The organism is Paenibacillus solisilvae, assembly GCF_042656405.1.
Taxonomy (GTDB): Bacteria; Bacillota; Bacilli; order Paenibacillales; family Paenibacillaceae; genus Paenibacillus_Z; species Paenibacillus_Z solisilvae.
In genome coordinates this window covers 26,281-46,322 of record NZ_JBHSOW010000047.1, presented here as the reverse complement: position 1 = coordinate 46,322, position 20,042 = coordinate 26,281, and the positions used below count along the sequence as shown (strand labels likewise).

Annotated in this window: 19 protein-coding genes and 1 pseudogene; 18 read left to right on the top strand and 2 right to left on the bottom strand. The window is 47.7% G+C overall.

Going from position 1 to position 20,042, the window contains the following annotated elements; all coding sequences use genetic code 11:
* The first annotated feature begins 56 nt into the window (after positions 1-56).
* Positions 57-1,352, top strand: coding sequence for a hemolysin family protein (locus ACFPYJ_RS13990; protein WP_379188768.1), 1,296 nt, complete (start codon positions 57-59; stop codon positions 1,350-1,352).
* A gap of 46 nt (positions 1,353-1,398) precedes the next feature.
* A complete protein-coding gene (locus tag ACFPYJ_RS13985) occupies positions 1,399-3,435 on the top strand; it encodes a Na+/H+ antiporter (RefSeq protein WP_379188767.1) in 2,037 nt (678 codons plus the stop codon).
* 58 nt (positions 3,436-3,493) lie between these two features.
* Here the strand turns inward: ACFPYJ_RS13985 and ACFPYJ_RS13980 are convergent, their stop codons facing one another.
* Complete coding sequence (locus ACFPYJ_RS13980) at positions 3,494-4,393, bottom strand: LysR family transcriptional regulator (RefSeq protein WP_379188766.1); 900 nt, start codon at positions 4,391-4,393, stop codon at positions 3,494-3,496.
* A 125-nt stretch (positions 4,394-4,518) separates the two neighbouring features.
* Between ACFPYJ_RS13980 and ACFPYJ_RS13975 the strand changes: the two genes are divergently transcribed.
* The 4 genes from ACFPYJ_RS13975 to ACFPYJ_RS13960 all read left to right on the top strand — a co-directional run bounded on the left by ACFPYJ_RS13975 (position 4,519) and on the right by ACFPYJ_RS13960 (position 9,022).
* Positions 4,519-5,259 carry an SDR family NAD(P)-dependent oxidoreductase gene (locus ACFPYJ_RS13975; protein WP_379188765.1) on the top strand — a complete coding sequence of 247 codons (741 nt, stop codon included), beginning with the start codon at positions 4,519-4,521 and terminating at the stop codon, positions 5,257-5,259.
* Between the two features lie 484 nt (positions 5,260-5,743).
* Positions 5,744-7,282 (top strand): GNAT family N-acetyltransferase, encoded by a 1,539-nt coding sequence (locus ACFPYJ_RS13970; protein ID WP_379188764.1) that lies wholly within the window; start codon positions 5,744-5,746, stop codon positions 7,280-7,282.
* A 14-nt stretch (positions 7,283-7,296) separates the two neighbouring features.
* Positions 7,297-8,154, top strand: coding sequence for a nitrilase-related carbon-nitrogen hydrolase (locus ACFPYJ_RS13965; RefSeq protein WP_379188763.1), 858 nt, complete (start codon positions 7,297-7,299; stop codon positions 8,152-8,154).
* A 370-nt stretch (positions 8,155-8,524) separates the two neighbouring features.
* The gene (locus tag ACFPYJ_RS13960) at positions 8,525-9,022 is read left to right on the top strand and encodes a GNAT family N-acetyltransferase (RefSeq protein ID WP_379188762.1); all 498 of its coding nucleotides are present in this window, start codon (positions 8,525-8,527) and stop codon (positions 9,020-9,022) included.
* A gap of 401 nt (positions 9,023-9,423) precedes the next feature.
* Here the strand turns inward: ACFPYJ_RS13960 and ACFPYJ_RS13955 are convergent, their stop codons facing one another.
* Complete coding sequence (locus tag ACFPYJ_RS13955) at positions 9,424-10,512, bottom strand: branched-chain amino acid aminotransferase (RefSeq protein ID WP_379188761.1); 1,089 nt, start codon at positions 10,510-10,512, stop codon at positions 9,424-9,426.
* A 139-nt stretch (positions 10,513-10,651) separates the two neighbouring features.
* On the opposite strand from ACFPYJ_RS13955, the gene ACFPYJ_RS13950 reads away from it, so the two are divergent.
* The 12 genes and pseudogenes from ACFPYJ_RS13950 (at position 10,652) to ACFPYJ_RS13900 (ending at position 20,042) form a co-directional block, all read left to right on the top strand.
* On the top strand, positions 10,652-11,557 hold the full coding sequence (locus ACFPYJ_RS13950) for a LysR family transcriptional regulator (protein WP_379188760.1): 906 nt from the start codon (positions 10,652-10,654) through the stop codon (positions 11,555-11,557).
* 124 nt (positions 11,558-11,681) lie between these two features.
* Positions 11,682-13,253 carry an ABC-F family ATP-binding cassette domain-containing protein gene (locus tag ACFPYJ_RS13945; RefSeq protein WP_379188759.1) on the top strand — a complete coding sequence of 524 codons (1,572 nt, stop codon included), beginning with the start codon at positions 11,682-11,684 and terminating at the stop codon, positions 13,251-13,253.
* Positions 13,254-13,467: 214 nt separating this feature from the next.
* Positions 13,468-13,617: a hypothetical protein gene (locus ACFPYJ_RS13940; protein ID WP_379188758.1), complete on the top strand. Its 150-nt coding sequence runs from the start codon at positions 13,468-13,470 to the stop codon at positions 13,615-13,617.
* 171 nt (positions 13,618-13,788) lie between these two features.
* On the top strand, positions 13,789-14,388 hold the full coding sequence (locus ACFPYJ_RS13935; protein WP_379188871.1) for a S41 family peptidase: 600 nt from the start codon (positions 13,789-13,791) through the stop codon (positions 14,386-14,388).
* A 4-nt stretch (positions 14,389-14,392) separates the two neighbouring features.
* Positions 14,393-15,079: a DUF7002 family protein gene (locus ACFPYJ_RS13930; RefSeq protein ID WP_379188757.1), complete on the top strand. Its 687-nt coding sequence runs from the start codon at positions 14,393-14,395 to the stop codon at positions 15,077-15,079.
* Positions 15,080-15,195: 116 nt separating this feature from the next.
* A complete protein-coding gene (locus ACFPYJ_RS13925; protein ID WP_379188756.1) occupies positions 15,196-15,978 on the top strand; it encodes an SDR family NAD(P)-dependent oxidoreductase in 783 nt (260 codons plus the stop codon).
* A gap of 36 nt (positions 15,979-16,014) precedes the next feature.
* Positions 16,015-16,773, top strand: a complete 759-nt coding sequence (gene nfsA, locus ACFPYJ_RS13920) for an oxygen-insensitive NADPH nitroreductase (RefSeq protein ID WP_379188755.1) — start codon at positions 16,015-16,017, stop codon at positions 16,771-16,773.
* A gap of 197 nt (positions 16,774-16,970) precedes the next feature.
* Positions 16,971-17,858: a MalT transcriptional regulator family protein gene (locus ACFPYJ_RS13915; RefSeq protein ID WP_379188754.1), complete on the top strand. Its 888-nt coding sequence runs from the start codon at positions 16,971-16,973 to the stop codon at positions 17,856-17,858.
* Between the two features lie 3 nt (positions 17,859-17,861).
* A pseudogene (locus tag ACFPYJ_RS33200) lies at positions 17,862-18,005 on the top strand (winged helix-turn-helix domain-containing protein); the annotation flags it as partial.
* A 42-nt stretch (positions 18,006-18,047) separates the two neighbouring features.
* Positions 18,048-18,341 carry a hypothetical protein gene (locus ACFPYJ_RS13910; RefSeq protein ID WP_379188753.1) on the top strand — a complete coding sequence of 98 codons (294 nt, stop codon included), beginning with the start codon at positions 18,048-18,050 and terminating at the stop codon, positions 18,339-18,341.
* 137 nt (positions 18,342-18,478) lie between these two features.
* A complete protein-coding gene (locus ACFPYJ_RS13905; RefSeq protein ID WP_379188870.1) occupies positions 18,479-18,607 on the top strand; it encodes a response regulator transcription factor in 129 nt (42 codons plus the stop codon).
* Positions 18,608-18,968: 361 nt separating this feature from the next.
* Positions 18,969-20,042, top strand: a complete 1,074-nt coding sequence (locus tag ACFPYJ_RS13900) for a glucosaminidase domain-containing protein (protein ID WP_379188752.1) — start codon at positions 18,969-18,971, stop codon at positions 20,040-20,042.

Sequence of the window (20,042 nt, the reverse complement as noted above, 5' to 3'; positions counted from 1 at the left end):
GTATTTATGGAGAAACTTGTGAAATGACGAATGAAGTCCGTGGAGGAGGCTGTGCGATGGAAATAGTTCTGGTCTTATTCTTCGTGGCCTGCACTGCATTTTTCGTAGCTGCCGAATATGCGGTCATTCGCTCGCGAATGAGCCGAATTGAGCAGCTGACAAGCGAAGGGAATAAGAAGGCAGCGGCGGTCAAAGGCATAATGACGCGGCTCGATGAGTATCTCTCTGCCTGTCAATTAGGCAATACATTGACCAATCTGGCATTAGGATGGCTCGGTGAATCCACAATCGAGCATCTGCTGCAGCCGCTGTTCAATTTGATTCCGATAGCGGAGAGCTTAGAGACGGTATTATCGTTCCTTATTGCATTCTTATTGCTTACTTTCTTGGAAGTGGTAATTGGAGAGCTTGTTCCGAAGATCATTGCAATCGAGGTAGCTGAACCGCTGGCGATGATGCTTGCGCGGCCGCTCATCCTATTCTTCAAAATCACCTATCCGTTCAGTTGGATATTGAACCGCTCTGCCCGGTTTGTTACCCGGATGTTCGGAATACAAGGCAAATCCATGCATGATTCAGGCACAACAGAGGCGGAGCTGCGGCTAATTCTCTCCGAAGGCTATAAGAGCGGGATTATCAATCCATCGGAATTCCGATACGTGATGAATATTTTTGAAATGGATGATGTGATCGTCAAAGGCATCATGTTGCCTAGGCGGAATGTTGCTTTCATCTCGCAGGAGAGCACGATTGAACAGTTTATCACGCTTACAAAGGATAAATCCTTTGACCTGTATCCGGTTACGGAAGGCGGTGACAAGGATCATGTTGTCGGACTTGTCAGGATCAAAGAAGTATTAACGGATTATATACACCAGGGCAAGGATCTTCAGCAATCAATAAAGCCTTATATCAGGCCTGTTCTGCAGGTGCTCGATACCATGTCTGCCCAGGATATTATGCTGATGATGCAGAAGGAGCATATTCAATTGGCCATTCTGCTCGATGAATTCGGCGGCACATCGGGACTTGTTACGATTAAGGACATCATTCGAACAATCGTCGGAAGCGAGCGGGATCTTGCTGAAGGGAATCATCTTCCGAAAGTGGATAAGATAAGTGAGGGTCATTACAAGCTGAGTGCCAAGCTGCTGCTGAAGGATGTGAACCGGATATTGAAGACCGAGCTTGAAGAAGAAGGGATCTATACAATCGGCGGCTGGCTGTTATCCCGCAAATATGATCTGCACGAGCATGACCGTATTCAGGAGCAGGGCTATGAGTTTGAAATCATTGAGATGCAGCAGCATCGAGTGAATTGGATTGAGGTCGTACGAGCGGAGTCCGTGTGAACAAAACATTTTAAACTCATCTGACAATCGAAAGGAATGCCCATGAATGGAAATCTTTCTTGATCTCTTGGCGTTATTATCTTTAATCGGCATCTCGCATGTCATCAATCGGTTTATTCCATTCGTGCCGGTACCGCTTATTCAAATTACACTCGGCATCCTGATCGTGATCTTCGTAGATATTCATCTCCCGCTTAATCCGGAGCTGTTCTTCGTCTTATTCATTGCCCCGATTCTATTCAATGACGGGAAGCTGACGCCGCGTGATGAATTATGGAGCTTACGCGCGTCGATTCTGCTGCTGGCCATCGGGCTTGTATTCATAACGGTCATAATCGGCGGTTATACCATTCATGCGTTGATCCCAAGCATACCGATCGCAGCTGCATTCGGATTAGCGGCTATTCTCTCCCCGACGGATGCTGTCGCGGTGTCATCGATGTCGGCCAGGGTGCATTTGCCCAGAGCCATTCATAGGCTGCTAGAAGGGGAAGCGCTGATGAACGACGCTTCTGGACTGGTTGCGTTTAAATTTGCGGTTGCGGCAGTCGTGACGGGCGTCTTCTCCGTCTGGCAGGCATCCGTCAGCTTTATTGTTATCGCGGTCGGGGGGCTCTTGTTCGGCGTATTGCTGGCGGTCCTGCTGATCTGGTTCCGGATGCTGCTGCGGCGGTTCGGGATGGAAGATGTAACGGTACATATGCTGATTCTGATCTTGACTCCATTCCTGCTGTATATTCTGGCAGAGGATCTGGGTTTATCCGGTATATTGGCAGCAGTGGCCGGCGGAATAGTCCATGCCATGGAGAAGGATCATGCCCGAACGGAAATCACCGAGCTGAGGGTCGTTTCAGAGAATACATGGTCCGTTATTTTGTTTGTGCTCAATGGCCTTGTATTTATCCTGCTGGGGCTTCAAATCCCCGAAGTTATGGAGTCGATATTTAAAGATACCTCCTATAACAATGTTAAAGCTGTAGGTTATGTTCTGATCCTATATGTACTGATGATTGTCATTCGTTTCGTCTGGCTGTACTTGGTAAGCCGTGTTAATTTTAGCCGCAGGGATAATCGGGAGAAAGTTTCCTTCCGGTCCATCGTATTGCTGTCGGTCTCCGGTGTTCGAGGAGCTTTAACGCTTGCAGGTGCTTTCTCCATTCCGCTGTTTCTGGATAACGGAGACGTTTTCCCGGAGAGAAGCCTGATCATTTTTCTTGCGGCGGGCGTTATTCTTGTCTCATTAATTGTGGCGAGCGTCGCTTTGCCGCTGTTAACCGATAAGAAAGGTCAGCAGTCAGAGGAATCGGACCAGGATTCGGAGAATGAAGCGCAGATTAAAGCAATGGAGGTTGCGATAGCGTCGGTAAGGCAAGTCAAGAACGATTATGATGAACTGGCTGTTGCATCCGTTATTTCCTATTACGAAAGACGGATTGCTGAACTGAAAATGGATCGAAAACGAACGAACTTGGATCATGCCGCCAAGACACGGGGAATGGAAATTATTTTGCACAGACATGCGATTGCTGTACAACTGGCCTATCTTCAACAATTAGTGAAGGAAGGAAAAGTCAGCCGGGAGGATGCCCGCAGATTACAGGCGATCCTGCGCAGAGTGGAGCTTGTTCTTACGAATCGGTTCCGAATGCTGACGATGATGTTATCCAGCTTGATAAACAAATTAATGACGGCTTTATTCCCGGGCACACAAAGCAAAGGGGAGCGTATAACAATGGAAGAGAAGATCTCCCTGCGAAATCTAAGGATTCAGACAGCTGAAGCTGCAATAGCGGATCTGTCCAAATACAAAGGGAAGGAATACGAATCCGCCGTTTACCCGGTTATTGCCCATTACCGTGGCATCATAGTTGAGCTTCGAAAGCAAATCTCGGCGGCTTTGGACGAGGACTATGAGGAGAAGAAGAAAGAGCTCCAGATGGGATGTATACAGGCGGAGCGCAACGAGCTGCAGACATTGTTCGAGCATGGTAAGATTTCCCGTAAACAGCTGAGCAAATTACAAATTCAGGTGAGCTACCGGGAATCCAATATTATTGAAGAGAATTTGGAGGAACAAGCCTAACCGGGCCTTATATAAGAAATGTTCAACGGCCAGGATGCTGAAGCTTTAGAAGGAGATTTCACCGTAATGCCCGGTCTGTCAGCTGCTCCTTAAGAAATTGAACAAGCTTGGCGCTTGCAAGCTTTAACGGGTGTTCCGAAGCTTTGTACTGGATCCCGCAGACCATTCCAAGATCATACTGCTGAGGTAACGGCCGCATGAGGGTTCCAGCGGGAATCGGATTCAGGCTGATCCGTGGCACTAATGCAATTCCCATGCCTGCTGCAGCGTAATATCGAAGCGCGGTCATACTGCTGATCACCATGGTGTCAAGCGTTGTCCGGCCTGACTCCTGGAGAATAAATTCCAGCTTCCTGCGGTATGGGCAGTCTGCTGCGGTAATCAACAGCCGATGCTCTTGAATATCCTTTAGTTCGATAACCGGCTGCTGAGCTAGCGGATGTTCTTCAGACATAATCAAGACAAAATCTTCCTTGTACAAAGGTTCAAAGAATATCGAAGCTCCCAGATCAGGGGCGGAACTTAATGCCAAATCCAGCACGCCCTGAAGAAGGCGTTCGCTGAGTACGGCTGTGCTGGCTATGTCCACAGAAATATGGATACGTGGGAATTGGGCTAAGAAACTGGCTATTATGGCAGGCAGCCGGTGACTGGCTGACGGTTCAGTTGCACCCAGCCGGATATGGCCGGCTTCACCGAGCTGATGATCCGATAGCCGAGTTTGCAAGTGCTCAAGATCATTCACAATTTGCAGGCTTTGTTCATGAAATAATCGCCCTGCTTCAGTTAGCTGAACCTTCTTCTTATCACGTTCAAGCAGCTGTACGCCAAGATCGGATTCCAGTCTTTGAATCTGCATGGTAACGGTTGACTGCGCATAATTCAATGCTTCGGCGGCGCGGTTGAAGCTGCCATGCGCAACGATCAGCTGAAAGGTTTTTAATGTTTTTAAATCCATACCCGCATCTCCTCATGAAGTTCAATAATATTGAATAATTCATTCGATATCTTCAATTATACAGAATTGATGTAAGGATATAAAATAGATTTATTCAAATGAACAAGGGTGGGGAGTGAGATGCAATGCGGTTAATGAACAAAATAGCTCTTGTAACCGGCGGAGGGACAGGTATTGGCAGAGCAGCTTGTATGGAGCTGGCAGAACGCGGAGCAGCAGTGGCGGTGAACTATTCACGTTCCAAAGTGGAAGCGGAAGAGACGGTCCGGCTGATCACGGAGAAAGGCGGCCGTGCAATCGCCGTCCAAGCGGATGTGGCCCAAGATCAGGAAGTTAGAGATATGGTTGCAGTTATAGTTGAACATTTTGGATCAGTCGATGTGCTCGTCAATAATGCGAGTATTACCCGTCACATTCCGCTTCCGGATTTGGAAGCCGCGACGGAGGATATCTGGGACGAGCTGTATGCGGTCAATGTCAAGGGAATGTTCTTTTGTGCACGGGCCGCTGCGCCTTACATGAAGAACAATAATCAAGGTGCAATCGTCAATGTCGGCAGCATTGCCGGGTTATCCGGCTCCGGCTCTTCCTTGCCTTATGCGGTATCCAAAGCCGCGGTGCACGGGTTAACCAAATCTTTGGCACGTGCACTGGCGCCGGATATTAGAGTTTGCAGCGTGGCTCCAGGCGCAGTTGCGACAAGATGGTGGGCAGGAAGAGAGGAACAGATGGAGCGGTTAAGCACCAATTTGCTTCTGCAGCGAATCTCGACTCCAGAAGATATTGCTGAAGCGATCTGCTCCGCACTGGAGCAGGATTCGATGACAGGCCAAATCATTCCGGTCGATTGCGGGCAAACGATGTAATGTCTATTCATCTTGAAGTGTCATCTGGGTTTCACATCCAGCAACTGCAGGACATTCAACGGCTTGATGGTCCAGAAGCATCTCCTCTATGGAAATTTTCCAACCTATCGTGATATGGTGGTTGTTGTGGGACCAGCACAACATCACAACTGCAAGCAAACCAGATCAAACGAATCAACAGCATGACTCGCATCCATGGCATACGGAGGAGTCTGATAATCAAGAAGGCGAACATTAAGAGGCTCGGAGCTTACCTTCTTCTTGCAAGGGTTTGTTCAAGGAAATATGGTGTTTGAGCGAATCATTACTGAATACGATTTCAAACAAGGGAATAAACGCATCAATTTAAACTGGAACAGGCCTAAATGATTAGGTCTGTTTTTTTTGGTGTAAAATTTAATAAACCATTTTCAGTCCACAACTATGGATTGGTTGGTCCTATCTTATGCTTATCCTAAAATCGAATCGTAAATGAGGGGTCCCTATGACAACCGAACAAGTAGCGCAATTTGAGAAGAAAATGATTATTCGAAACATTGAACCCGCGGATTTTGATAAAATCATCGCGCTTCAATTTATTTGTTTTCCTAATATGGACCCATGGAAGAAGAGTCAATTGGAAAGCCATGTCCGGATTTTCCCGGAAGGACAGATCTGCGTTGAGCTGGATGGGGATATCATCGGCTCCTGCTCCAGCTTGATTGTGAATTTCGATGATTATATGGAACAGCATACGTATTCGGAAATAACGGACAGAGGTTTCATCCGCAACCATAATCCGCGCGGTGAAAGCTTGTACGGCATGGAGGTTATGGTCCATCCGGATTATCGGAGGATGAAGATTGGCAGAAGGCTGTACGAAGCGCGCAAACGTTTAGCTGAGAGCCTGAATCTTAAAAGTATTATCGTTGGCGGACGTATCCCAGGTTATCACAATTACAGCGATACATTAACGCCTAGAGAATATGCGGAAGAAGTGCTGCAGCAGAATATCTATGATCCGGTGCTCACCTTCCAAATGATGAACGGCTTTACGCTGAAACGGATTATTACGAACTACTTGTCCGACGATAAAGATTCGATGAATTATGCAGCGCTGCTCGAATGGAACAATATTGAATACAAGCCGCGCAACAGCAAAACGCATTATAAGCTGTCTTTTCCCGTCCGGATCTGCGTCATTCAGTATATGATGAAGAAAATTGATTCCTTCGAGGAATTCGCCATTCAATGCGAGCATTATGTGGATGTTTCAGCCGATTACAAGTCGGATTTCGCCGTTTTCCCGGAGAATGTTACAATGCAGCTGCTGTCCTTCCTTGAGGAACGCTCGCCAAGCTTAGCTATCCGTAAGCTGACCGAATATACAACGGAGTATGTTGAGCTGTTCACGGAGCTCGCCGTCAAATACAATGTGAACATTATCGGGGGTTCCCACTTCGTGGAGCAAAATAACCGAATTTACAACGTCGGGCATCTCTTCCGCCGGGACGGTACCATCGAGCAGCAGTATAAGCTTCACATTTCGCCTAATGAACGGAAGTGGTGGGGCATTAACGGCGGCTCCAAGCTGGAGGTATTCGACACCGATTGCGGGAAAATATCGATTCAATTAAGCAGTGATATTGAATATCCGGAGATATCCCGTATAGTCGCGGAGGAAGGCGCTCAGATCATCTTCGTACCGTTTTGCGCGGAGGACCGTCAGACATTCCTGAGAGTGAAATACTGCGCGCAGGCCAGAGCCATTGAGAACCAAGTATTTACCGTAACATCAGGGACGGTCGGCAACTTGACTCACGTGGATAATGTGGATATTCAATATGCGCAGTCAGGGGTATACACGCCTGCTGATTTCTCTTTCCCACGAGATGGTATCGCAGGAGAATGCAGTGAAAATACGGAAACGGTTATCATGACGGAGGTTGATATGGAGATTCTGCAGCGCCACCGCAAGTCTACGGATGTACTAACGTTCCGGGATCGACGGACGGATATTTACTCTTTGCAAATTCGTTCGTAGAAGAGGGGCTACCTATGAATATTCTGAATGCTGCTGCCGTTCAATACGGACTGGCGGACATTGATTCGGAGGAACAGTTTTGGACGGGAATTACGTTCAAGGCTAGGCAGGCGGTGGAGCAGGGGGTTGACTTAATCGTATTCCCGGAATATATGACGGCTCATTTATTAAGTCTGAAGCCAACCATGTCACACGAGGATGCCTGCATATATTTGGACCATATCACAGGAGCTTATATCGATTTCTTTGAGCGCTTCAGCAGGGAATTGAATCTAATGATACTTGCTGGAACACATATCTGCAGAGAGAATGAGGGGTTCGTCAACAAGGCTTTCCTGTTCTTTCCGGACGGACGGATGGTGACGCAGAATAAGCTGCATCTGACGCCGGAGGAAAGAAACCGCTGGTCGTTAATTGAAGGGGACCGGCTGGATGTGTTTGAAACCGACTGGGGCAAGATGGCGATCTTGACCTGTTATGACATCGAATTTCCCGAGCTTGCAAGGTCAGCCGCCGTTAACGGAGCAGAACTGATTCTGTGTCCGTCTTATACGGATACAGCATACGGCTATCATCGCGTACGCCATTGCTGCCAGGCTAGAGCGATCGAGAATCAGCTGTTCGTAATCTTAAGCGGCATCGTCGGTTCGCTTACTGAGAGACGTCCCCAGATTGATCACGGGTATTGTCAAGCAGGTCTGTTTACCCCGTGTGATTTTCCCTTTAATCCGGAAGGCTTCATTCAAATTGGGGAGACCAATCATGATGGAGTGGTTATCGGCTCCATTGAATTCGCTCAGCTGCAGCAAAATCGGGTAGCCGGAGTCGTGGCTCCATTTTATGACCGGAGACCGGGGTTATATCGACTCTAGCCCTTAGAATGTCTCAAAGAACAGCTGTTCTGGGTAAAATCCTGGAACGGCTGTTTTGCATTTCGGTGTCTTGAAGCTTAGCTATGGCTCCGAGAGCCGGTCGCATTGTAACACAAGTCTCGCTTCATATTTCTATGGACCCAAGGGGGAGTAAGGCGCAGAGGAGTCGAATATATCGTGAAGAATGCCAAATTATGCATGAAGCTGCACCTCAGCCATAAGAGAGCACGCGGAGATAACCATTTAAGTAAAGGAACGATTCTTGAGGTAGACGGCGCGGCATGCAGCTGAACGGAGTCAGGCTGCCAAGCGCCTCCGTTTCTATTCAGAAGATATAATCTTAATTTTCATGCAAGGGTAGGGATACGAATTGAATCTGAATGAACTTGAAATTGTACCTGTACGTTACGAGCACAAATCCATCCTGCGCAATTTGCTGGAGCTTTATCAGTACGAAACAAGTGCCTTTGAGGCCGATGAAGCGGGGGACGTCCATGATGACGGCACATACGGCTATCGATATTTGGACCATTATTGGACTGAACAGGGGCGATTCGCCTATTTCATTCAAGTATCCGGCAAGCTGGCAGGCTTTGTTATGCTCAGGCAGCTGCCAGATCCGGAAGCAGATACGGTTAGCTTCTCGATTGCTGAATTTTTCATTATGCGCAAATATCAAAGGCTGGGAGTCGGACAGCGAGCAGCAGTGGACATGTTCACTCGTTTCAAAGGGAAGTGGAGCGTCAGCTGGCTGAAGGATAATGGATCGGCACAGCAGTTCTGGACCGCATGCATCCGAAAATTCTCAAAAGGACAATGCTTGGAGAGTATGGTTAACGGGAATCCTTCTCTTCATTTTAACTCTTAACGAGGCTAAAGGGTTTGAAGTCTGTCAAATCAAGGACGACGTATTGCCTATACTGGACAACTGCAGTTATTTGGCGGTTTCTCAGCTCAAGCTGAATGCTATACTGGATATTTCCAATTAAATTGTTGCAGATTGAGCTTATCTGAGCCTACTGTGAACAATATAAGGGTATGAAATACAGTATAGCTGCACTGCGGAGCCAATATCACCCGCTTAACTGTATGAAATCCAGTTTAGGCAGCCGGCATGCGGGCTTCAGATTAACAAAGAAGCCATTGAATAGATAAAAAAACCTCTACCGCCACTGCACTCCAGTTGGGGGTAGAGGTTCCTTATTTCTATGAGGCTTATGGTTTGCTCTGCTTAGTTTGGAGCTTCGATGACCGACTCTGGATTGTGCATTAAATCTGCTTAGACAACACGGTTCCTTCAACCATCCAGCCGAAAGGATCCGCCATCAATCCATTTTGAATGCCGGTTAAGGTATCATAAAGTTTAGCGGAGAGTTCACCTGTCTGACCTTGATTCAGAAGAATCTTATTCTCACGCCAGTTGAGCTCACCGATCGGAGAGATTACAGCTGCCGTCCCCGTGCCGAACGCTTCCTCAAGCTGCCCTTTGGCATGGTAGTCATAGAGCTCCTCGATGGAGATCGTCCGTTCAACAACAGGAATATTCCAATGCTTCAGCATTTGAATGATGGATTTACGTGTGATCCCGTCCAAGATACTCCCGTTAAGCGCTGGTGTATGAACCTCTCCGTTGATCTTGAAGAATACGTTCATGCTGCCGACTTCCTCAATATACTTGCGGTGAACGCCATCGAGCCAGAGCACTTGAGAGTATCCTTTTTCATTAGCGCCTTCTTGGGCTTTCAAGCTTGCCGCATAGTTGCCACCTGTCTTCGCTTCACCGATTCCGCCGTTGACAGCGCGGACATATTCGGATTCAACGAAAATCTTTACCGGATTCACACCTTCCGCGTAGTAAGGGCCAACCGGTGACATAATGATGATGAATTGATAACTTTTGGATGGGGCTACTCCGAGGTAGGCCTCTGTTGAAATCACGAACGGACGGATATATAGTGAAGTTCCAGCTGAGGTGGGGATCCAATCCTGATCCACTTGAATCAATTGGCGAAGTGCTTCAATCGCGAATTCCTCATCAATTTGCGGGATGCTCAGACGTGCATTGGAACGGTTCATCCGTTTGAAGTTCTGGTCCGGTCTGAATAAGAGGACACGCTCGTCAGCTGTCCGATAAGCCTTGAGGCCTTCGAAGATCGTTTGGCCATAATGGAATACTTTAGCTGCAGGGTCCAGAGAAATAGGCTGATAGGGGATGATGCGAGGCTGATGCCAGCCATTCTCTACGGTATAATCCATAATAAACATATGATCTGTATAATGAATACCAAAGCCAAGCTGATTCTCAGGCGGTTTGCTCTTCTTCTTCAGTGTTCGTTCAATCGTTAACGAATGACCCACATTGAACATCTCCCCACAACGATTTGTAATTGTTAATTGAATGCTAACACGTTATCGAATATATTTAAAATATCTATTTTATTTAATCAACATACCTTTTAGGTATATAGCAAAGGTATCCGATAATGAGGTGAGCAGGATGGATATGCGTCAGCTAAAATATTTCTTAACCATTGCCCAGGAAGGGCAGGTTACGCGCGCCGCTAAGCTGCTCAATATGGAGCAGCCGCCGCTAAGCCGGCAGCTTAAGCTTATGGAGGAGGAGCTTGGCGTATTGCTGTTTGACCGGACAGGCAAACGGTTGAAGCTGACCGACGCCGGCGAGCTCCTGAAGCAGAAGGCTGAACTTTTACTGCTGCAATTCAGTGAAACGATCAAGGAAGTTAAAGAAAGAGAAGAGGGTGTAAGGGGTGTGCTCTCCATCGGTTCTGTCGTCTCCTGTATTTCGCTCTTACCACAGCGTATCGAACGGTACCGGAAAAGGTTCCCCGAAGTTACATTCAAAATCCTCGAAGGGGATCATTTTTATTTAGGCGAACAGCTGGAGAAACGCGCCATCGATCTGGTCATGGCCCGGCTGCCGTTTGAAGCGTTAACGTATCCGGAGCAGTACTCGATTCTCCCGCTCCCATCCGATCCCTTCGTCGCCGTTATTCCAAGCGCATGGAGCCCGTATTCAGGCAATCAGACCATCAGTATGGAAGAGCTTGCACAGTTTCCTTTTATTACTCTGAAGACAGATAAAACAACGCGAATGCACGAGCAGGTCGTCAATGAGTATAAGCGCCATGGCTACGAGCCGAACATTATATGCGAATGCTCCAGCGTGGCCATAATCATGGCTCTCATTGCCGAGGGGATAGGAGCGACGGTGTTTCCCAAGTCGGTTATGTCATCTTTTCCGACTACGATCGTGAAGATGCTGAATATTGAGGACGCGGATTTCCAATCCGATATCGGGATCTTATGGCTGAAGGATCGTTATCTGCCCAAAAGTGCCCAGCATTTCATTGACAGCTTCCGAAAAGATGGGGGAGTCCTATGAGCTTGGCAAGAAACGGCAGCAATGAAGCTGAACGAACAGTTCATCCATACCCATGTCAATCCGCAGCTTGTCTGTTTATAATATAGAAATTGGAGCAACAGAGACAAAGGAGTGAAAGATAGCAGTGAGCTTAATTCGATTAGAGAATGTGACCAAGAAGTATGAAGATACTCTTATTTTTCGCGATATTTATTTTAAACTGGGCAAAGGGGAGCGGATCGGGTTAATCGGGCGCAATGGTGCCGGCAAATCAACCGTATTTAAGCTTATTCTTGGCAAAGAAGAAGCCTCATCAGGCAAAGTTGAAGTTGATCCTAAGGTTAAAGTGAGCTATTTCTCCCAATTCTCGGAATTAAGCGGCTCGAAGTCCGTTCAGCAGGAGCTGGAGCAGTGTTATGAGCATATTTGGGTTATTGAACGAGAGCTTAAGGCGGTGGAAGAGAAGCTGGGCCAAGCGGCGGATGATTCTGAGATGAACGCGCTGCTGGAGCGGCAGGCGGAGCTCTTCGAACAGATGGAGCTTGAGGGCGGATGGAATGTGCCGGTTGAGATCGATACGGTACTGACAAAGCTTGGCTTTGATGATCATTCCCGACATCAGCCGATTGACGAGCTATCCGGTGGTTGGCGGAACCGTGCAGCGCTTGCCAAAATGCTAATTGAGCTTCCGGATGTTGTTCTGCTGGATGAGCCGACAAACTATTTGGACATGGAGGGCATGGTTTGGCTGGAACAGTGGCTGCATCGCTATAATGGCGCTATGATTCTCGTTTCCCATGACCGGCAGTTTATTGATCGTGTTGTGACGAAGACAATTGAAATCGAGAATTACCATTTTCAAGAATATGACGGCAATTATTCGGATTACATACAGAAGAAGAAATTCCGGAAGAAGGCTTTGGACCGGCAGTTTGAATGGGAGGAAGAGCTGCTGATTATGGAGGCGGAAGCGATCGATAATCGTTCGCAGCGGAAGTCCTCCAAGGATCGTTTATCCCGTAAGCTGGCGGATATGAAGAAGAGTGTGGCACCGAATCCGGTGAATGTTCTCATCACGGACATCTATCAGAACCTTCGCTTCCCGGATAATCTATGCCAGGTCGATGGAATCAGCAAGCAGTATGGCGACCGGAAGATTGTTAAGCAGGTTAGTTTCGATATTCAAAAGGAAGATCGGATCGCGATTGTAGGTCCCAATGGAAGCGGAAAATCCACCTTGATCAAGATGCTTACGGGCCTTGAACAGCCTGATTCCGGCAAGGTTCGCTGGGAGAAGGGAGTGAGCTTCGCCCACTTTAACCAAATGTGGGAGGAGCTTGACCTTAAGGATACCGTCAGTCATGCGGTTAATATATTTGGGCTCGGGCAGGATGCCCCGCGGAAGAAAGTGAACAAGTTCCTGAGCATGCTGCAATTTTCGGATAATGATCTGTATAAAGTAATCGGCAATTTGTCGGGCGGACAGCAAGCCCGGGTAGCGCTGGCGAAATGCCTGTTATCAGGAGCGGCTGTTATTATTTTAGACGAGCCGACCAATCATCTTGATTTGACCAGCATCCAGGTTATGGAGCAGGCATTGATCCATTTTCCAGGAGCTGTCGTGACCGTCAGCCATGACCGGTTCTTTATTGAGAAGGTGGCTTCGAAGAAGCTGACTTTCGAGCCTGACGGCAGCATCAGCACGCAGAATTTATAGGAATTAATAAGAAGAGCAGCGGCTGCTTGATAGACAGCGTCGCGCTCTTCTTTTTTATGATGATGGAGCATTTGTCCGGCTCGCAGCAAATGTTCCAGAGCGATGGTCCAGGGTCAATCCGGTCTAGAAACGGATACCAATTACTGGCGCATTATATACAATGAGAAAGGATTGCAAATAAAAACGGGTTCGCAGGTAGCTGGAGGTTTGGGGAATGTCAACTGTAATGAAGACGCCGTTTATGTATATGATCCTATCCTTGAAGCTGGCAGGCACATTGGTAAGCGGCTGTGCAGAGAGTGAAGCGGAAGCAGACGGGCAATGGAAGATGGAAGGCTATGGTTATTTTTTTGGATATCGATAAGGGAAAGGTAACGGGTTATCAGATAACGGATTCAACGGTTGTGCAATCCCCGACATTCGATAACTCGATTCATAATGGGAAATTGAAAACAGCAGATACCACATGGTAATCACTCCATCATCCGATCAGTGAACTGAAAGACGAAACCACAGGTGCCGTGAAGTGGGGTACATGAACCTTGCTGCGATAGCAAGTGATGAGAACACAGGGCAATCATTGAAGGAACTGGTTCCTTCATTAGATGAAGCATTGCTGAAACTTAGCCCTGCTGCAGCGATTGTGCTGGATGTGCGATTTAATGAAGGAGGGCAGGATGCGGTGGCCTTAGCCTTTGCGAACCGGTTCGCGGATCAGAAGAGAGCAGCATACAAGAAGCAGGCCTGTTTTGGTGACAGGGCGATGAAGCTGGAAACACAGTACATGGAGCCTCAGGGAGACAGCTATAAGCAGCAGCCAATAATCCTGCTGACGAGTATATTAACAGAAAGCGCAGCCGAGACTTTCGTTCAGAGCATGAGACAGCTCCCGAACGTTAAGATCGCCGGGGAACGGACAGCCGGATTTTTCTCTGATGCATTGACTCGTTTGCTGCCAAACGGCGAATCCTTTACACTATCCAATGAGCGGTACTACACCATGGACGGGGTTCTGCTTGAGGGGAACGGAATTGTGCCGGATGTAGAGATTCCGATTCAGCTATCCTCCGTTGACAAAGGAATAGATCCGGCGCTGGAGTGGGTTTTACAAGACGTAAGTAAGCAGGTGAGATAATTGCATGCTTGATGGGATCATCATGAAAATAACGAAATCGGAGAACAGAAAGTCGCTCTTCCATTTCACCAGATCGGACAATTTACACGCTATCGCTCATTTCGATGCTTTGTTCGCTGCTGGTAGAATCGATCATGCTTCCAGGGGAAACCGGCGGACCAGCAGAAAAAAGATCGATCATCTTGGCATGAATATCATCTTGAACTCGCATTTGCGAATTGCAGAAAGCATGTTCGATCCCGAGACAACACAGGAGCAGTTCCGGGCTTACATTGATCAGCATGTATTCTTCTGGCCAACCTTACGTTATTGTCAGGAAATGCTTGCCATGTATACGCGAAGAGAGCCTGATGAAAGCTTTGCGATCCTCGAATTTGATGCCTTCCGGCTGCTCTTAGAGAATGCGGATAACGTATACCTATCCAAGTATGACTCCGGAAGCTCTCCGCGTTTCCCGGCCCGCTGCTCCTACAAGAAGAGCTTGGGGATGTTTCTGCCGTTACAAGCATTTGAGAGCGCGGCAGGCAGCCTTGTTCCTACGAAGCCGTCCGAAATCAAAGAAATCCTGATTCAAAATGAGATCGCTCATCTGTCCAGAAATCTGACCTCCGTCTATGTTCCGAATGCTGAGGAAGTCCCTGAACGCTGGAGGGAAATAGCGAAATCGATTGAGGCAATCAGGAGAACATAGCCCCAAACCAATCGATCCGTTCAAACAGTGGATTTTTGCTGTTATAGAGAAATCCTATTTGGTCTGGCTGTCAAAAAAGTGTAAGGTAGAACTATACGGGAAAGGAGTTGGTAAAGTTGGATTTAGGTTTGAAGGGCAAGGTGGCGTTAATTACTGGTGGAAGCAAGGGAATTGGATTTCAGACTGCGCTTACCTTAGCCAGAGAAGGGGCGCAGGTCGCAATCTGCGCTCGTAATGAGGATGATTTGCAGAAAGCGGCAGCATCCATAACGGAGCAAACCGGTTCCGAAGCTTTCTTCATCCAAACGGACGTCAGTGTACAGGCAGATTGTGAAGCAGCGGTGGCGAAGACGGTGGAGCATTTTGGCCGTTTGGATATTTTAGTGAACAATGCCGGAACCGCAGCGGCCAAACCATTTGACCAGGTGTCTACGAATCTTTGGAATCAGGATCTGGATCTGAAATTATTCGGCGCCATTCAATGCTCCCGGGCAGCACTGCCGCATTTTCGGACAGCGGGCGGGGGAGCCATCGTCAATATAGCTACTTCGGCCGCCAAAACACCTTCTGCATCCTCCTTGCCGACTTCTGTCAGCCGTGCAGCGGGACTTGCGCTGACGAATGCAATGAGCAAGGATTTGGCGGCAGACGGGATCCGAGTAAATGCCGTTTGCATCGGCTTGATCCGAAGTGATCAAATTGAGCAGTCGTGGAAGAAGAATGCCCCTGATCTGACGTGGGAGCAATTCGCCAATGATCCCAAGCATGATATTCCGCTAGGACGTATCGGGAAGACGCAGGAAGCGGCCAATGTGATAGCTTTTCTAGTATCAGATGCAGCCTCTTATGTGACGGGGACTTCGGTAAACGTTGATGGCGGTAAAGGCGCAGCGCTTTAAAAGCAGGAGAAATAAGCGAAAGAGGATGATTCAGAATTGAATGAAACCATACAACATTTATTAAATCACCGTTCTGTTCGTTCCTATTCAGACAAGCCGCTGAGCGATGAACAAATTCAGGGAATTGTTTCCAGCGCGCAAGCAGCAGCGACTTCAAGCTTTGTTCAAGCTTATACCATCATTGGCGTAAAGGATCCACTGAAGAAAGACAAGCTTGCTGAGCTCTCAGGCAAACAAGCCTATGTCAGTCACAACGGTCATTTCTTTGTCTTTTGTCTGGATCTTAACCGCTTGGCGATTGCCTCACAGATTGAGAAGGCAGCCCCTGAAGAAATCAATCAAACGCTGGCCTCCACAGAAACTTTCATGATCGGCGTCATCGATACGGCTTTAGCGGCGCAAAATGCGGTAGTGGCTGCAGAATCCATGGGGCTTGGGATCTGTTACATCGGCGGTCTCCGCAATCAGCTTGAGCAGGTATGTGAAATACTCAAGACACCGGATCGCGTCATCCCTTTATTCGGTCTGAGTGTCGGCTATCCGGCAGATGGAGCCGAGCAGAAACAAAGATTGCCCTTCGATAATGTGTACCATGAAGATGAATATAATCAAGATAAAGATCAATTTATCAATCAGCTCATTCAATATAACGAGGAAATATCATCTTATTATGCGGATAGAACAAGCGGTAAACGGAAGGACCGTTGGACGGAAATGATGACAAAGCTGCTGAAGAACCCCAAACGCTTGTTCATGAAAGAGCTGCTGAGGAAAAAAGGTCTGCCGCTGGAGTGAACAGGCTCCGAATCAACCATCGCCCGCAGGGATGCTGCAAGCTGGCACCGGTAAAACCGGTGTCAGTTTTTTTGTTTTGTTTTGAGAAGAAACCTGACATAAACAGGTATTTGTTTACATTTATCGAATAGTACTATGTCATACGCTGCGTGTGGATTCCGCACCGGGATAAACCTATATAAAGAATCGATGTGACCATGTATGAAAAAGCAACCCGGGGTGCTCCCGAGCTTGCGGATTATACGCACCCGGTACTCTCCACGAAACTATATATTCCGCAGCACCCCGTTAAGCTGGTTTCCAGAGACCGCCTGGATACGGCTATGTACCGCATCCTGCAGTGCAGGCTAACCTCCGTTATCGCGCCAGCGGGGTTTGGCAAGACGACGCTGGTAAGCGACTGGATAATGTCGCGTCAAGTTCGATCCGGCTGGGTATCGCTCGATCCAGGTGAGAATGATCTGCACCGATTCTGGAGTTATATCGTGACTGCTTTTGACCGGCTGCAGCAGGGAATCGGCAAGAAGGCTCAGTCGCTGCTTCAGTCCCCGATCTCTTTCTCTATTGATAAAATGGTTTCTTGGCTTCTCAACGATCTTGACGACGCTTCGGAAGATTTGGTGCTTGTGTTAGATGACTACCACTGCATTGATTCGATGGATGTCCACGCTTCATTGGCTTATTTCCTCGACCACCTGCCAAAACATATCCACTTATGTATCCTGAGCCGCAGAGAGCTCCCGTTTCCAGTTGCTACACTGCGAGGCAAGAGGGAATTGAACCCGATCGGAATGGATGAACTCAAGTTCACCGAAGACGAAATAGCTTCATTTTGGCAAAGACAGACCGGCGAACTTCCAGATCCCTTTACTCTTCAGCTCCTTGCTGATCGAACGGAGGGGTGGGCGGCGGGTATTCAGCTTGCAGCGCTGTCGGGTTGCGGCATTCAAGGGGCGCGGCTTCAGCAGTTCACAGGCAATCACCGATATGTAGCGGACTATCTGATGGAGGAGGTCTTCCAGGCGCTGGATGAGACAATCAGGCATTTCCTGATGCAAACCTCCATTCTGAACCAAATGAACTAGGATCTGTGCCGTATTTTAACGGGTGAGCCGGTTGAAACGGGTATCTTAAATCAGCTCGAACAAACAGGTCTGTTTCTTATTGAGCTCGACGATGACCGGAACTGGTTCCGCTATCATCATTTATTTGCCGACTTTTTACATAACCGATTGATGCAAATGTCCGGCAGTCATGCCATAGCAATTCTGCATATGCGCGCATCGGAATGGTTCGAAAGCCAAGGGCTTACCGAAGAAGCGATCGATCATGCCATTGCCGCGGGCGGGTTTGAGCATGCAGCAGCATTGCTCCAATCCATCGCTGCCCGATTATTAAAGCGCAGAGAGCTCACCACCCTCTGCAGATGGCTGCAGCAGCTTACGGGGGACATTGCGCACAAGCCTGAGCTGACCATCATTCAAGTATGGACTGAAATGCTCATGGAGCACTTCAATCAAATTCCGGCGCTGCTGGAGCGCTGCCCGGAGTATCCCGTGAATATCTGAGGCGGATACTGAAACATGATAAAAGACCCTTTAGAGAAGAAGAAAAGGATCGGGAAGCTGTACAGCTTGTTGACGGGCTTACTCCCAGAGAAATGGATATCATGATGCTGATTGCACAAGGACTATCCAACAAATAGATCGCCAAGCAGTTAGTTCTCGCTGAAGGCACTGTCAAACTTCATCTGCACCATATCTATGGTAAGCTTCAGGTCAAAGGCCGCGTACATGCGATTCGCAAGGCAAGAGAAATGAAATGGATTCCATAAGATTAGGAAAGATATAACTCTATTATATATCTTGAAAGAAAGCTGGTTATAGAGGCTGTTTTGCCCACCGTTGATGCTGCAAGATTGCTGGACAATCCTTCAATTAGGCAGTGCGACGGCTAGTCCAAAGCAAAGTTAAAAAATGCTAATGAATATTTTATTCCAATAAACATAAAGAAGCAGCCGTCTATGAACGACTGCTTCTTCGTTGTTATCCACCACTTTGCGCTCAATCGACAAAAGCTCATCATTTCCTCGCAGAAGGTTTGACATGATTTTCGAATGACAGCCGTTACAATCTAACCTATATCGAACTGGCCCTCAGCAACTATTAATAATACTGAGAAAGAGGTGCAGCTAAATGTTTAGAAGTTTAAAACGGCAATTATTCATGTATTTAATATGTTCAGCCTTGATCTTATCGGTTATCTTTACTTTCATTGCCAATAACAATCGTTCGAATGACCTTATATTCCCTTCATTGACCGCACACGCATCAACAATTTCCTACTATGACTCTTCCTTTCCTAAAGCCCAGGCGAACAATGTTAAGCCTCTGATCCTCAAGAAGGTTATACCCTCAGCAGCAGTTCTATTCCCCGCTCGTACACCCGCAGTCCAACCGAGCGTACAGAATAAGCCTCCCGTAAGTACCGCCAAACCAATCAAGCAGGAACAGGATATACATAAGGAACTTGTTATTCCTACTTATGAAGTGACGTCTTACTATCTGAATGTACGTTCGGAGCCTAACTCCAAATCAAAAATTCTTAGCGTGGTTCAACAGGGTACGGAGTTAAAGGTAGTTTCAGCTACGGCTAACGGGTGGCTGCAGCTAAAGGATGGCGGTTATGTGCATGGCGCCTATGCAGCTCCGCTTGATACGAAGAAGTCTAAATCAGCCGTGACTATACTCTCCGCCGCTCCCAGCCGGGCCAATTCAACCGTATCGATTGCTCCAAAGCCGCTTATCGTGAAAAAGCCGGCAGGCAATCCTGCGAGACCAACCACAATAGTGAAATCGGATTCAGGCTTAACCGCCGAGCACATTGCTCTTATTTTGAAAGGCACCAAGCTCGCCGGGCAAGGATTAGAAGAAGCGATTCTGGATATCGAAGACGATTTTGGCATTAACGCATTCTTCACCATTGCGGTGATGAAGCTCGAGAGCGGAAACGGGAAAAGCCGGCTATCGCGGACGAAAAATAACTTATTCGGCTTGAATGCGATAACAGGCAGTGAGAATAAAAAAGCATTCAGCTTCGCTACGAAAGGGGACAGCGTCAGGAAGTTCGGACAACTCCTGGCCAAAAATTATGTAGGCAAAGGGCTGACAACAATTGAGAAGGTGGCAAAGAAATATTGTCCGGCTAATGGCCGCTGGTCGGGGCATGTTAAGAGTATTATGAAAAGCGATTTTCGCAAGTTGACTTAA